The organism is Pantoea eucrina (assembly GCF_001691555.1).
Lineage (GTDB): Bacteria > Pseudomonadota > Gammaproteobacteria > Enterobacterales > Enterobacteriaceae > Pantoea > Pantoea borealis.
Genome location: NZ_MAYN01000008.1, coordinates 1,163,616 through 1,178,243, shown reverse-complemented (window position 1 = coordinate 1,178,243; position 14,628 = coordinate 1,163,616). Strand labels below are relative to the sequence as shown.

Annotated in this window: 14 protein-coding genes, 1 tRNA gene and 1 pseudogene; 8 read left to right on the top strand and 8 right to left on the bottom strand. The window is 55.3% G+C overall.

Features of this window, described 5'->3' with window-relative positions:
- The 6 genes from sapB to BBA90_RS11695 all read left to right on the top strand — a co-directional run bounded on the left by sapB (position 1) and on the right by BBA90_RS11695 (position 5,889).
- The gene (gene sapB, locus BBA90_RS11720; protein ID WP_065649291.1) at positions 1-966 is read left to right on the top strand and encodes a putrescine export ABC transporter permease SapB; all 966 of its coding nucleotides are present in this window, start codon (positions 1-3) and stop codon (positions 964-966) included.
- A complete protein-coding gene (gene sapC, locus BBA90_RS11715) occupies positions 953-1,843 on the top strand; it encodes a putrescine export ABC transporter permease SapC (RefSeq protein ID WP_065649290.1) in 891 nt (296 codons plus the stop codon). Before sapB ends, sapC begins: the two co-directional genes overlap by 14 nt.
- Complete coding sequence (gene sapD / locus BBA90_RS11710) at positions 1,843-2,838, top strand: putrescine export ABC transporter ATP-binding protein SapD (protein ID WP_065649289.1); 996 nt, start codon at positions 1,843-1,845, stop codon at positions 2,836-2,838. Before sapC ends, sapD begins: the two co-directional genes overlap by 1 nt.
- On the top strand, positions 2,838-3,641 hold the full coding sequence (gene sapF, locus BBA90_RS11705; protein ID WP_039384515.1) for a putrescine export ABC transporter ATP-binding protein SapF: 804 nt from the start codon (positions 2,838-2,840) through the stop codon (positions 3,639-3,641). Before sapD ends, sapF begins: the two co-directional genes overlap by 1 nt.
- 141 nt (positions 3,642-3,782) lie before the next feature.
- Positions 3,783-4,571: an enoyl-ACP reductase FabI gene (fabI, locus tag BBA90_RS11700; protein WP_039384517.1), complete on the top strand. Its 789-nt coding sequence runs from the start codon at positions 3,783-3,785 to the stop codon at positions 4,569-4,571.
- Positions 4,572-4,767: 196 nt separating this feature from the next.
- On the top strand, positions 4,768-5,889 hold the full coding sequence (locus tag BBA90_RS11695) for a carboxymuconolactone decarboxylase family protein (protein WP_065649288.1): 1,122 nt from the start codon (positions 4,768-4,770) through the stop codon (positions 5,887-5,889).
- Here the strand turns inward: BBA90_RS11695 and BBA90_RS11690 are convergent.
- Complete coding sequence (locus tag BBA90_RS11690) at positions 5,880-6,776, bottom strand: LysR family transcriptional regulator (protein WP_065649287.1); 897 nt, start codon at positions 6,774-6,776, stop codon at positions 5,880-5,882. The genes BBA90_RS11695 and BBA90_RS11690 overlap by 10 nt on opposite strands.
- Positions 6,777-7,213: 437 nt before the next feature.
- A pseudogene (locus tag BBA90_RS11680) lies at positions 7,214-7,462 on the bottom strand (terminase small subunit); the annotation flags it as partial.
- A gap of 114 nt (positions 7,463-7,576) precedes the next feature.
- Between BBA90_RS11680 and BBA90_RS11675 the strand changes: the two are divergent.
- Entirely contained in the window at positions 7,577-7,873 is a 297-nt protein-coding gene (locus BBA90_RS11675; protein ID WP_139074192.1) for a hypothetical protein, read from the top strand.
- Positions 7,874-7,951: 78 nt separating this feature from the next.
- On the opposite strand, the gene BBA90_RS19160 is transcribed toward BBA90_RS11675, so the two are convergent.
- The 6 genes from BBA90_RS19160 to BBA90_RS11655 form a co-directional block, all read right to left on the bottom strand.
- Entirely contained in the window at positions 7,952-8,044 is a 93-nt protein-coding gene (locus BBA90_RS19160) for a bacteriocin immunity protein (RefSeq protein ID WP_139074191.1), read from the bottom strand.
- Positions 8,045-8,076: 32 nt separating this feature from the next.
- A complete protein-coding gene (locus tag BBA90_RS11670) occupies positions 8,077-8,262 on the bottom strand; it encodes a hypothetical protein (protein WP_065649284.1) in 186 nt (61 codons plus the stop codon).
- A gap of 345 nt (positions 8,263-8,607) precedes the next feature.
- Entirely contained in the window at positions 8,608-9,039 is a 432-nt protein-coding gene (locus BBA90_RS11665; RefSeq protein ID WP_240484890.1) for a cell envelope integrity TolA C-terminal domain-containing protein, read from the bottom strand.
- A 72-nt stretch (positions 9,040-9,111) separates the two neighbouring features.
- On the bottom strand, positions 9,112-9,297 hold the full coding sequence (lysC, locus tag BBA90_RS19680) for an Rz1-like lysis system protein LysC (RefSeq protein ID WP_430914197.1): 186 nt from the start codon (positions 9,295-9,297) through the stop codon (positions 9,112-9,114).
- A gap of 284 nt (positions 9,298-9,581) precedes the next feature.
- Positions 9,582-9,656: transfer RNA gene (locus tag BBA90_RS11660), tRNA-Lys, on the bottom strand.
- 740 nt (positions 9,657-10,396) lie between these two features.
- On the bottom strand, positions 10,397-11,986 hold the full coding sequence (locus BBA90_RS11655; protein WP_065649282.1) for a PTS transporter subunit EIIC: 1,590 nt from the start codon (positions 11,984-11,986) through the stop codon (positions 10,397-10,399).
- A 242-nt stretch (positions 11,987-12,228) separates the two neighbouring features.
- Between BBA90_RS11655 and BBA90_RS11650 the strand changes: the two genes are divergently transcribed.
- Positions 12,229-14,538, top strand: coding sequence for an FdhF/YdeP family oxidoreductase (locus tag BBA90_RS11650; protein WP_065649281.1), 2,310 nt, complete (start codon positions 12,229-12,231; stop codon positions 14,536-14,538).
- The last annotated feature ends 90 nt before the right edge of the window (positions 14,539-14,628 follow it).

The following is a 14,628-nucleotide window of genomic DNA, read 5'->3' as shown; positions in this document are numbered from 1 at the left end:
ATGATTATCTATTTGCTGCGCCGCATACTGCTGCTGGTGATCACCCTGTTTCTGCTGTCGCTGGTCAGCTTCAGCCTGAGCTACTTTACGCCAAACGCGCCGCTGGAAGGTGCCTCGCTACTGGATGCCTGGTGGTTCTGGACGCAGGGCTTACTGCAGTTTGATTTTGGTGTTTCCAGCATTAATGGCCTGCCGGTAAATCTGCAGCTGCGCGAAGTGTTTCCCGCCACGCTGGAACTGTGCGTGCTCGCATTTATGCTGGCGTTGCTGGCCGGGATCCCGCTCGGTATCTGCGCCGGCGTCATGCGAAAAAAATGGCCGGATAAAGTGATTAGCGCGCTGGCACTGCTGGGATTTTCGATGCCGGTATTCTGGCTGGCGCTGCTGTTTACCCTGTTCTTTTCACTGACGCTGGGCTGGCTGCCGGTATCGGGCCGATTCGACCTGCTTTATCCGGTGCAGAATGTCACCGGGTTTGCGCTTATCGACGCCTGGCTGAGTCCCTCCCGCTGGCGCCATGAGATGCTGCTGAGCGCGCTGTCACATATGGTGCTGCCGGTGATCGTGCTCGCGGTAGCGCCCACCACAGAAGTGATCCGGCTGCTGCGCATCAGCACCAGTGAAGTTATGGATAAAAACTATGTCAAAGCGGCGGCTACCCGTGGCCTGTCACGCTTTACTGTTATCCGCCGTCACGTGTTACACAATGCCCTGCCGCCGGTTATCCCGCGTCTGGGACTGCAGTTCTCTACTATGCTGACGCTGGCGATGATCACGGAAGTTGTTTTCAACTGGCCGGGCCTGGGGCGCTGGCTCATTAATGCTGTCCGCCAGCAGGATTATGCGGCTATTTCCGCCGGTGTGATGGTTGCTGGCGGGCTGGTCATTATTGTCAGCGTCCTCTCTGATATTCTTGGCGCCGCCCTGAATCCGCTGAAGCACAAGGAGTGGTATGCCCTCAGATAACATTTATGCCGAGAAGCGGCTGCCGAGCACGCTGCGCCTGAGCTGGCACCACTTCTATCGCGACACGGGCGCCATGATCGGCCTGTATGGCTTTGGTACACTGCTGCTGCTCTGCCTGTTCGGCCGGGTGATCGCGCCTTACGGCATCGATCAGCAGTTTCTGGGCTATCAGCTGCTGCCGCCTTCATGGTCACGCTACGGCGACGTCTCTTTTTTCCTCGGCACTGACGACCTGGGCCGCGATGTGCTGAGCCGCCTGCTGAGTGGCGTGGCCCCGACGGTGGGGTCGGCACTGATTGTCACGTTGCTGGCCGCGCTGGCGGCACTGCTCCTGGGCATTCTGGCGGGCATGACGCGCGGCGTACGTTCTGCCGTCATGAATCACATTCTGGATACGCTGTTGTCGATTCCGTCACTGCTGCTGGCGATTATTGTGGTTGCGTTTCTTGGACCACAGCTGGCGCACGCCATGCTGGCGGTGCTGCTGGCGCTGATCCCGCGGCTGGTAAGGGAGATCTACACCGCCGTGCACGATGAGCTGGAGAAAGAGTATGTCGTGGCACTGCGGCTGGATGGCGCACGCAATCTCAGCATTCTGTGGAATGCAGTGCTGCCCAATATTCTGCCGCTGCTGATTAGCGAATTTACCCGCTCACTCTCAATGGCGATCCTTGATATTGCCGCGCTGGGCTTTCTTGATTTAGGCGCGCAGCTGCCCTCACCGGAATGGGGCGCGATGCTGGGAGATGCGCTGGAGCTAATCTATGTTGCCCCGTGGACGGTGATGCTGCCGGGTGCGGCGCTGATGACAAGCGTCCTGATTGTTAACCTGCTGGGCGACGGTATCCGTCGCGCGGTTGAGGCGGGAGCTGAATAATGCCGCTACTTGATATCCGCAATCTGACAATTGAGTTTATGACGCCGGAAGGCCCGGTAAAGGCGGTGGACCGCATTAACCTGACGCTGAGTGAGGGAGAGATCCGCGGACTGGTGGGTGAATCGGGTTCCGGAAAGAGCCTGGTGGCGAAAGCGATCTGCGGCGTAACCAAAGATAACTGGCGCGTCACCGCCGATCGCATGGTGTTTGACGACATCGATCTGCAGCGTCTTTCGCCGCGCGAACGGCGTAAAATCATGGGGCACAATGTCTCAATGATTTTTCAGGAGCCGCAATCCTGCCTCGATCCTTCTGAGAGCGTTGGCCGCCAGCTGATGCAGGCTATCCCGCGCTGGACGCATAAAGGTCGCTGGTATCAGCGCCTGTGGTTCTGGCGCAAAGCACGCGCCATTGAATTGCTGCACCGGGTGGGCATCCGCGATCACAACGATATTCTGCGCAGCTTTCCCTACGAACTTACCGAGGGCGAGTGTCAGAAAGTGATGATAGCGATTGCGCTGGCAAATCAGCCGCGCCTGCTGATTGCCGATGAGCCGACCAACGCTATGGAACCCACTACCCAGGCGCAGATATTTCGCCTGCTCAGCCGCCTGAACCAGAATAACAACACCACGATTCTGCTGATCAGCCACGATCTGCGCACCATGAGCAAATGGGCTGACCGTATTAACGTGATGTATTGCGGACAGACGGTGGAAACCGCGCAGAGCGAGGAGCTGATGAGCACGCCGCACCACCCCTATACGCAGGCGCTGATCCGCGCGATGCCCGATTTCGGCAGCGCGCTGCCGCATAAAAGTCGTCTGAATACGCTTTCCGGCGCCATTCCTTCGCTGGAGCATCTGCCGATTGGCTGTCGGCTTGGTCCGCGCTGTCCTTATGCGCAGCGTAAATGCGTTGAAACGCCGCGCCTGACCGGCAGCAAATCGCACCTGTTTGCCTGTCACTTTCCGCTTAACCGGGAGCGTCAGTAATGGAAACGCTGCTGGAAGTACGCAACCTGAGCAAAACCTATCGTTATCGCACCGGGCTGTTTCGCCGCCAGCACGTTGAGGCGGTCAAAAATGTCAGTTTTACGCTGCGCGAGAAGCAGACGCTGGCAATCATTGGCGAAAACGGCTCCGGCAAATCAACGCTGGCCAAGATGCTGAGCGGCATGGTCGCCCCCAGCGCCGGTGAAATGCTGATTGACGATCACCCCCTGAGCTATGGCGATTACGGCTATCGCAGCCAGCGCATCCGGATGATTTTTCAGGACCCGTCGACCTCGCTGAATCCGCGCCAGCGTGTCAGTCAGATCCTCGACCTGCCGCTGCGCCTGAACACAGAACTGGATGATGAGGCGCGCGAGCAGCGTATCATCAGCACGCTACGCCAGGTCGGGCTGCTGCGCGACCATGCTGGATACTATCCGCATATGCTGGCACCGGGCCAGAAGCAGCGCCTGGCACTGGCGCGGGCACTGATCCTGCAGCCCAAAGTGATCGTGGCCGATGAAGCACTCGCCTCGCTGGATATGACCATGCGCTCTCAGCTGGTGAACCTGATGCTGGAGCTGCAGGAGAAACACGGCATCGCTTATATCTACGTGACGCAGCATCTGGGCATGATGAAACATATCAGCGATCAGGTGCTGGTGATGCATCAGGGTGAGGTCGTGGAGCGCGGCGGCACCGCAGATGTTTTAGCCTCGCCGCTGCATGAGCTGACCAAAAGACTGATTGCCAGCCACTTTGGTGAAGCGCTGACCGCTGAAGCCTGGCGGCGCGCGCTCTGAATGCCGCCCGTCTCGCGGAAAACGCGGTGCGGTTTACCGTATTTGATACAGACGTGCTAGAATCCGCACGTCGATTAACGTCGGTCGTATACTTTTTAATCATCGCGACCGCCAACAACAATGACCATAAGGATTACAGCTATGGGTTTTCTTTCCGGTAAGCGCATTCTGATTACTGGCGTTGCCAGTAAACTCTCCATCGCCTACGGTATTGCGCAGGCGATGCATAAGCAGGGCGCAGAACTGGCTTTCACCTACCAGAACGACAAACTGAAAGGTCGTGTGGAAGAGTTCGCTAAAGAATTGGGTTCAGACATTGTTCTGCCTTGCGATGTGGCAGAAGATGAGAGCATCACTGCCCTGTTCACTGAGCTGGCAAAAACCTGGCCAAAATTTGACGGTTTCGTGCACTCTATCGGCTTTGCCCCGGGCGATCAGCTGGATGGTGACTACGTAAACGCCGTAACGCGCGAAGGTTTCAAAATCGCGCACGATATCAGCGCTTACAGCTTCGTGGCGATGGCCAAAGAGTGCCGCGCGATGCTGAACCCGAATGCTGCCCTGCTGACCCTCTCTTACCTGGGCGCAGAGCGTGCTATTCCAAATTATAACGTTATGGGTCTGGCGAAAGCGTCGCTGGAAGCTAACGTACGCTACATGGCAAACGCGATGGGTCCGGAAGGCGTGCGCGTCAACGCCGTGTCTGCAGGTCCAATCCGTACTCTGGCGGCATCCGGCATTAAAGATTTCCGTAAGATGCTTTCCCACTGTGAAGCGGTTACCCCGATTCGCCGTACAGTAACTATTGAAGACGTAGGTAACTCTGCGGCCTTCCTGTGTTCTGACCTGGCGGGTGGTATCACCGGTGAAGTCGTACACGTTGATGGCGGCTTCAGCATTGCCGCTATGAACGAGCTGGAACTGAAATAAGTTCTGCAGGGGCGAGCCTGACTCGCCCCACACTCTCTCTCTGCCCGCACTATATACCCATTCGATATTAATTATTCCCCTTCATTCTTTTGCCTGCGCCTGACCTTCAGCGACGATAAGCCTGCCCCCGAGCGGCGACACGCTTTTCAGACTTTCCCGTCGTACGCTCAGCCCGAATTTAGCGAAAGGATGGATTATGGAACAACGCCGTTTTACCGGCCATAACCTCTGGCTGTATGAAAGCCAGGCTCGCCCATACACCTCCACTACCGCCCCGCTGGTCCCTGAGGCCGCTCTGGTTAACGATCGTTTCATGCTCGGCTTGCAGCAGGAGGCAACGGCTTTACAGCCGCTGTTTCGCCGCTTTCAGCCGGCATTGCTGGCGGCTCGCGATGTAAGCCAGCTGTTGTTTCCCGACAGCCTGACGGCATCGCAAACGCATACGCTGACACTCTATGACCGGCTAAGCGCCGCTCTGACGGTTGCGCAGGTGGCGGGCGTTCAGCGCCTGTGCAATCACTATTCAGCACGCCTTAATCCGCTCCCCGGCCCCGACTCTTCGCGCGAGAGCAACAATCGCCTGACGCAGATGACGCAGTATGTCCGTCAGCTGGCAATGCAGCCCGCGCTGATTAACGCACACAGTATCGGCGCACTGGAGGCGGTAGGACTGACAGAGCCCGATATCATCACGCTGAACCAGATTGCAGGGTTCACAGGCTTTCAGGCGCGGATGGTGGCTGGCGTCCAGGCGCTGCTGGCACAGCCGGTGCGCTGGATCCCCGGCGTGTCAGTGCCGCCCGACGCCTGCGCCACGCTGTTTGCTGAAGACATGCCCTGCTCACCGGCGCTGAAATCGCTGGAGCGACGCTATGCCAGCCCGCAACAGCTGAGCGCGCAGGCGGACTGCCTGAAAGATAGCGATCTTGCGCCGCTGAGCGGGCTCCTGATGTATGATGCGCCGGTTCTGAGCGGCCTGCAGCGCCTGAAACAGCAGCTGGTTTCAGTTCATCCGGAGGCGGAAGCGCTGGCGCTGGCGGTCAGCGCGCGTATTCTCGGTTGCCGCCAGCGTTTTGCCCGCTACGCCGGAGGCTGGCGTGAGGCGTTACTGGCTGACGCTGCGCATCATCGCGACGCCGTGGCTGCGCTGAGCGGACAGCTGACGCGTCAGCCCGATCGGTTCAGTGCTGCGCATCTGCAGCCGCTGATTAACAGTGGCTGGGATCAGGAGGCGTTGTTTGCGCTGTTGCAAAAGGTGGCGCTGGCCAGCTGGGAAGATCGGCTCTCTATGGCGCTGGCAGAGACGCGTCAGTCATGAAGATGGCGGCGCGCCTCGTCAAAAAAGTGCTGCGCCAGCGGTGAAGCACGTCCCGGCTCTGCGATCACCAGCGCAGCCTGCCGCCCCATGGGTGCCATATCGATCGGGCGCCGCGCCAGGTTCTGCAACAGTTCGGGCAGCAGATGTCCGCACGGTGATACCATTACGCCGAGGCCAACCTGTGCGCTCTGCAGCAGTTGCATAATGGAGGCGCTCTCAACGATCACACGCGGCAGCACACCGGTTTCGCGCAGCTGGCCATCAAGATAACGCCGGAAATAGCGCGTGGGTTCAGCCAGACAGAGTGGCTGCGCCGCCAGGGTCTGCAGTGAAAGCCGCTGCTGCTGCTGCAGCGCCGGAAAGTGCTGTGGGTTAAAAATCGCTTCCACTCCGCCATCGTTCAGCAGCGCGGTCTGAAAGTGCAGCTCGCGCAGGGACGTCAGTTCAAAAAAACCGATGCCGCCGTCAACAGTATGGCTGTTCAGCGCTTCCAGCAGCTGATCGGCGCTCATCGCTGCGACGCGATAGTCCAGCTGAGGATAGCGCGCCTCAACCGCTTTGAGCAGCGCAGGCAGCGCCACGCTGCACTGCGGCATAACGCCCAGCCGCAGCGTACCGTTTACGCCGTGCTTGAGGGATTCAACCTCCAGCTTCAGCCCCTGATAAACCGAGACAATCTCCCGCGCCCAGGTCAGCACCCGTTCACCTTCCGGGGTAAAGCCGTCAAAGTTATTACTGCGATTAATCAGCGATAACCCCAGCTCACGCTCGAGGTTTTTGAGTCGCATTGAGAGCGTGGGCTGGCTGACAAAACTCGCTTCTGCCGCCCGGCCAAAATGGCGCTCCCGCTCAAGGTTGCAGAGGTAAATGAGTTGTTTTATGTCTATTTTGATTACCTATCAATAACTTAAGAATTTAAAAACCATCCGTTAAGGCTATTATGTACTACCTGTGTACTAAATAAAAATGCTCAGATACAGAGTCCGGATAAGCAGATAGCTCAGTAAGAATGTCAAAATGAAACCTTTATGAGTCTCACCTTGCGCGTCATCTTCCCCGGCACGATGACATTATTCAGCGGCTCACTTTCCATAACCTCGCCCTCTTCCGTCGCCAGGCTGTAGCGGTACATCTTGCCCGGCCCTGAGTAGCCGTTGCACTGATACACAATTATGCTGCCGGGCTTTACCGCTGCAGCTGAGTCAGCCAGCAGGAAGCCGTCCGGGATAACCACGCGGAATGTTATAGCCGGATTGGGGGTGAATACTGAGTTGAGGCTACGCCTCGGCTATGCAGTCCTGCACCGGAGAAGGGGATCCCGTCAGAGGCCGCCGTCATCCTTCAGGATGTCGCGCACGTCCATTTCGTCAATTTCAACGAGGCGGCGCAGCACATAGCCCTCATTTACCTCTACCCTTTCGTTGCGCTCTGATTTAAGGTCAATAATGCGTTGCGCAATAGCAGGTTTTAACAGGTTTTCAGATCCGGCACGGTTTGCAGTCTTATCGCTATACCCCGCCCGAATGGCCGCTTGCGTGGCGTTCAAATTGATGAGGTACTCGCGGCAGACTATTTCTTACTTGTCGGTGAGTGTTATTTTTTAAAGCGACATCCTGAATTAGAGGTGGGAAACACAATGAGTTGGTTTACATATGCTATAGCCCCTATTGACTGGAATTGGGATTTCATGGATACAGTCGAACAAACAGTTGCAAAAATGGCTGAAAAATCTGCTCTGGATTTTCCTCATGGAGATGAACACAGGCTTAGCGAAGTAAAACAATTTATCAATGATTGGGAGCAGGCACGGAATTTAGCATATGCTGGAATGTGGGAGGGAGACTACCGCGAACCACCTAAAGTATTTTGGATTCCCGACGACCACTCCTTCACTTATGCCTTTGTGTGGAAGCAAGATAACAATGGTACAACTTTTATTGTTAGTCCTGTGCCTTTGCCACATCTTGAAAAATATTCCATGTAAACATTGTCGACATCTATTTGGCCTGTTAAAAGCAGGTCAATAAGCATGCATGCTTAAAATTTCAAGTAATTCATCTTGCTAGGCTTCACCGCCTTTAGCGCTGCAAAACTCATTCACCCACTGAATGAATTCTTCTTCCGTATAATCCTCAAATCCGGGTTTCAACTTCATCGGCGACCTCCTCCTTTGTGATGAAGGCCATCTCACTCCTTTTGATCTGGCACGTACTCCATCTTCAGCACGCTATCAGGCGCCAGATAGATCCAGCCACCATCTTCACGCGCAATACCGATAAAGCCGTTAACCACTTCTGGCTGAGACAGATTCATCAGGCCTTGATGCGTTTCACCGGATTTGGTGGTAACAGTGATGCGGTAGGTGTCGGACATTGAGAACCTCTTTATTCCCCGGATATATTGCCATCAAAATGAGACAGTCTATGTTGATGGCAATAAAAAACCGCCCGAAGGCGGCTCAATTCATAATAACTTCAACAATCTTCGATACTGACCAGGTGTTAAGCATTTTACTATGAGCCTGTAGACTTTTATCAATATTTGCGCAGCCTCATTGGCTGTGATTTTCTTGCTTCTTATTTCTTTAATCAGAAGATTGAACGAAGTAGTGTCTATTGGCTTCATTTTTTACCTCAATGGTTGATTACACCACTGGATAATTCCATCACGACGCTTTACCTGCCATCAGCTGAGGACACCTAAATAGCTTTTGTTAAATTACTGCGGCGCGAAACGGACTGGTATGACTTCATTCATGCTTTTCGGGCGCATAGGGAATGCTTCTGATTCTATGGCTCCCTTTATAGCTTCGACTGCTGCAGTACAAAGCTTCTGGTTTCCCTCGATCACCATCACATCCGTAGGCTGCTGGCCTAATGGCTGTGTGACTTGCAGGGTGCAGGTCTTGCCACGGTATAAGTCAATATCAAAGAGGCGATATTGTATGGCAGAAGTAAACTGGCATACCCATACAAGGGTATTTCTGTCTGCTTTCCCCTGAGGAATTTGCGACTCACATTGATTCTTCAACTCGACCGCAGTTGGAAATTTAGAAGATTGCTTCGCCTTTAGTCTGGCCTGAGATTGAGGATTAGACTGACAACCAGCCAGCAGTACGACAAGAGCTAAAAAAATAGATTTTTTCATCATGGCTTCCATGCGGGTAATTTAGTCTCTTATATCATCCAAATTACCCGCATAGAAAGTTGCATTTAATCAGGGCTAACATTCCCTGAATGCGTCCTGTTGTGAGGCTCTGTTTTCGTCAATCCTGCTGATGGCTCTCAGTTTGCCGTTGCACTCATCCAGTGAATCCAGCAGCCGGAAGTTAAGCAGGATGCTGTCACCGCAGGTCGTCGGTTTCGGAAGAGCCGGCACCGGGCACTCACTGAGCAGGCTTGCCGGTATCGGCAGCTGTGGCTCCTTTTCTGTTCAGGGATTGATGACATGGTGGACAGAATAAGCCCGGTTAAACTTCTCCCTGTCACCGGAGAAACTTCCCCAGGCCTTCCCGCCGCTAAATGTTTCACGCAGCTTTAGTTGACCACAATGATAACGCCGTAATTGCGGCTATTCGTGCGTAAAAGATGCCCGCCGCCATTACGGATAGATTTGAGGTCGCTTTGACTGGCTGCGGCGAAAACGAAAAAGGCACTGCCGATGCAGTGCCTTTAATGTTGCAAAATGAGGGCTGGACCGCCGTCGGGGATTTTAACCCCGCTCTCTGCCCTAAGTAGCCAGCGCTCTGTCCAATGAGCTAACGGCGGATAACTGCGGTAGCAGACACTTTCTGATGGGCTCAGAACAGAGCCTGTTGCGTGCTGACGCTGCCCGTCTGGGTATTTTTATGCATTACCTGATTATAACATATTCGCAACCCGCTGATGCAGAGAAGCAGTGGCATACCGCAGTAAAAGCGCGGGCCGGCAGACTGTCTGCTTTTCCCGCCTGGTATGACTAAATCAGCACGCGCTATGAGCGATATAGCCACCAGCCAATGCATAAGCAAAGATGATAAATAAACATTTACTTATAGGATTATTCTGATACATTGTGTGTGCAAAGATTGCACACAGCAAAAGGACAATAAAAATGAAAAAAGTCGCCACGCTTCTGGTTTTAACGGCAGCATTTGTATTTTCAACGGCAGCGGTTGCCTGTCCTAAAGGGACCCACCCTCATGGCGGTACAGGCTCACACCATGCTGGCGGGACGTGTTACTGATTCATTCCGGATACCTGTAAATGCGTTTTACGGCATAAACAGCCGGCGTTGTTTTCAGTCAGCCCACCGGGAGGTGGGTTTTTTATGCGCTTTGCGCTGAGTGACCGGTTAGCGGTGCGCACAAAAAAGCTGCCCGCAGGCAGCTTCAGGATAATGCCCTATCCGGCGCTTATCTCCGGCACTCGCAATGGCTTAGCTCTTGAAAGGGCAACGCCACTATCGCAAATATCAGCCCGGCGCGTTTAACAATGATTGCGGTATTCACTATTAGCAGGCTTATAAGTCAGCTTACGCCCAGCGCCTGCTTGACCTCATTAGCAATCTTTTCAACCTGCGGGCCATAGATCACCTGAACGTCATGTTCAGTGACGCGGTTAACACCGTTAGCCCCGGTGGAAAGCAGCGTCTGATCAACCACCTCATTCATTGCTTTGACGCGAACCCGCAGGCGGGTAAAGCAGCAATCGACCTCCTCTATATTCGCTTCGCCGCCCAGCCCGCTGATAATGACTCTGGTACGCTCGTCTGCCGTTACCTGCAGCGGTTTTTGATCTTCTTCACTCTCACGTCCCGGCGTCTCTACCCGCATACGCGTGATGACCAGGCGGAACAGGTAGTAGTAAAGCGGTGCGTAGCAGGCACCCAGTACCAGTGTCCACCACCAGTGAGTTTTACTGCCGCCCAGAATGCCAAATACCACCAGATCGATCGCACCGCCCTGCACGTTGCCAATCATCAGGTGCAGCATCGACATCAGCATAAATGAGAGACCGGTCAGCAGCGCATGCAGAATATAAAGTACCGGTGAGACAAAAATAAAACAGAACTCCAGCGGCTCAGTAATACCGGTGGTAAATGAGGTCAGCGCCCCTGCCAGCACCAGCGCTTTTACCCGCTGCTTATGTTCAGGCCGGGCGGTGTGATAGATCGCCAGCGCGGCGGCCGGCAATCCAAACATCATGACCGGAATTTTTCCCTGCGCCAGAAATTGCGTGGCACTGCGTACGGTCTCATCCGGAATGGCGCCCGGATGCGTCAGCGAGCTGTTAAAGATATTAAGCGCTCCGACAACGCTCTGCCCGTCAACGGTAGCCATCCCGCCGATAGGAGTGAAGCGCACCGTCTCGTTCAGAATATGGTGCAGGCCGGTCGGAATGAGCAGGCGCTCACAGGCCCCCAGCAGAAAGGCGCCATACTGCCCGCTCTTACCAATCATCTCTCCAACCCAGGCAATAGCGGCCCCGATAGTCGGCCAGATGAGCGCCAGCAGCACGCCCGCCAGCGGCAGCACGACAACGGTAACGATCGGCACAAAGCGGCGTCCGCCAAAAAAGCTGATCGCAACCGGAAGCTGCTGAGTGTAAAAGCGGTTGTGCAGTACCACCGTAAGCAGCCCGGCAATCACGCCCCCCAGCACGCTCATGTTGTACGTAAAAATGCCCAGCATCTGGATATATTCAGCTGACAGCATCATCGCGCTGGTTTGATCCATTCCCGCCTGCTGCAGCGCCTGTGGTGTGGTAGTGGCGGCGGTTAATCCTTTGGCTGCCAGCGTGGCGCTGATGCCGGTGTTCATCATCAGATAACCAATGACGGCGGCAAAAGCCGCAGTGGGTTTCTCCGCTTTCGCCAGCCCGATTGCGCTGGCCACGGCAAAGAACAGCGGCAGATTGGCAAACAGCGCGCCGGCAACCTTGCGGATAAAGCCGATGACAAGCTGTGGCAGCTGCATCTGTGCAAAGGCTTCACCGGTGATCGCCGGGTTCTGGAGCGCGGCGGCCAGGCCAAGAAAGATGCCAGCGGCGGCGATCACGGAGATGGGCATCATCAGCGCTTTACCAAACGCGTGGATCTGGCTGGTGAGTTGTTTCATGACGCACTCCTTCACAGGGTGAAAGAGCAATTATTAGCCACTATTACGCCGCTTACGCAGCAGCGTGTCTCTCAGGGCGATGTTAATTTGAAGCAGATCACAGTTTATCGCTGATGCGATAAACGCCGCCTATCGCTCAATTAAGTCAATCAATTAGACAACTTCTGTCCTCAGTCGCACACTTCTTTTCAACAGAAGACATATTCTGATAACAACTCATAAACAATAAGCCTGCGACTACCATGAAATTTAAACGTAAAATTCAGCCTTACCGCGCTGCTGCCGGCGGCTGGGGTTCACTGGAAGCCACCACCCGCTTCGTATTTGACAGCAAAGCCGCCCTGAAAAACATGCGTAATCTGATGCGCATGAACAAAGCGCGCGGCTTCGACTGCCCCGGCTGCGCCTGGGGTGATGATAACAAAAGCACCTTTAGCTTCTGTGAAAACGGCGCCAAAGCGGTTACCTGGGAAGCGACACGTCGCGTGGTTGAGCCTGAATTTTTTGCTCAGCACAGCGTCAGCACGCTTTATCAGCAGAGCGACTATTTTCTTGAGTATCAGGGGCGTCTGACGCACCCGATGCGCTATAACAGCGCTACCGACCACTACGAACCCATCAGCTGGGATGCGGCGTTTGCACTGATTGCGCAGCACCTGAACGCGATGGACCACCCCGATCAGCTGGAACTCTATACGTCAGGGCGCGCCAGTAACGAAGCCTCCTGGCTCTATCAGCTGTTTGGCCGCGTGATGGGTACCAATAACTTCCCTGACTGCTCCAACATGTGCCATGAAGCCAGCGGCAGCGGTCTGAAACGCAGTATCGGTGTCGGAAAAGGGACCATTCGTCTTGACGACTTCGATCACGCAAACGCTATCTTTGTGCTGGGACAAAACCCGGGCACCAACCACCCGCGTATGCTGCATAGCCTGCGTCATGCAGCCGATCATGGCGCAAAAATTGTTACCTTTAACACCCTGCGCGAACGTGGTCTGGAGCGCTTTGCCGATCCGCAGAAGCCGCTGGAAGTTGTGACATCCAAAGCGGGCACCATCAGCTCGGCCTACTACCAGCCTAACCTCGGAGGCGATATGGCCGCCCTGCGCGGCATGGTAAAAGCGCTGCTGGAAGTGGAGCGCGCGCGTCTTGCTGCCGGTGAGCCGGGTATCTTCGACCAGACGTTTATCGCGGCAAATACTCAGGGTGTTGAGGCCTATCTGGACGCGGTTGATAACACCCCGTGGCAGCAGATTGTGCAGCAGTCAGGCCTGAGCGAAGCGCAAATTCGCGAAGCCGCAGCGATTTATCAGAGTGCGGAACGGGTCATTATCACCTGGGCGATGGGGATCACACAGCACAAGCACTCCGTCGACACCGTGCGTGAAATTGTCAACCTGCAGCTTTTATTTGGTCAGCTGGGCAAAAAAGGTGCCGGTCTCTGCCCGGTGCGCGGCCACAGCAACGTGCAGGGCAACCGCACGATGGGAATCGATGAGAAACCCGCTAAGCCTTTCCTGGATGCGCTGGGTGCCCATTTTGGTTTCGAACCCCCGCGCAATGCCGGTCACAATACCGTTGAAGCGCTGGGCGCTATGCTGCGCGATGAAGTCAAAGTGCTGATTGCCCTTGGCGGCAACCTGGCCGCGGCCGCGCCTGACTCTCCGGTAACGGAAGCCGCGCTGCAGCACTGTGGTCTGACGGTGCATATCAGTACCAAGCTCAACCGCAGTCATCTGGTACCGGGTCATGAAGGGCTGATTCTGCCTACGCTGGGTCGCACCGAACGCGATCGTCAGGCTGGCGGCAACCAGTTTATTACCGTTGAGGACTCCTTCAGCATGGTTCACGCTTCAGAAGGTGTGGGCATCCCGCTGGCAGAGACGCAGCGTTCGGAAACTGCCATTGTAGCGGGTATCGCACACGCTACGCTGGGCAGTGAGCATATCGACTGGCTCGGCATGGCAGCGGACTACAATATTATCCGCGATCATATCGCTGCCACGATTCCGGGCTTTGCCGATTTCAATACGAAGTGCGACCAGCCTGGCGGTTTTTATCTTGGCAATGCAGCGGCAGAACTGCGCTTTAGTACACCATCTAAGCGTGCTGAATTCAGCGCGTCCGCCCTGCCCGACTCGCTGTTTCCTCAGCTGGGCAGCGACGTTACTGTGCCGTTTACGCTGCAGACGCTGCGTTCGCACGATCAGTACAACACCACGATTTACGGCCTCGACGATCGCTATCGTGGTGTCTATGGTCAGCGCGAAGTGGTGTTTATTCATCCGGACGATATGACGGCACTGGGCTTTACCGAAGGCCAGCAGGTGGATATCGAAACACTCTGGAATGATGGCCTGACCCGCCGCGTCAGCGGCTTTAAACTGGTGCCTTACAATATTCCGCGCGGTAATCTCGCGGCCTACTATCCGGAAACCAATCCGCTGGTACCGCTCTCAAGCTACGGCGATATCAGCGGGACACCGACCTCTAAATCGGTGCCGGTAAAGCTCACGCTCAGCGCCGCTCTGCCGACGCAGCGCATCGCCTGATGGCGATTTACTCTCTGAAACAAAAGCCGCGCTCTGCGGCTTTTTAACCCGTTTTGACCTTGCCGCGCGCGCCCGATTCGCGTAAAACTG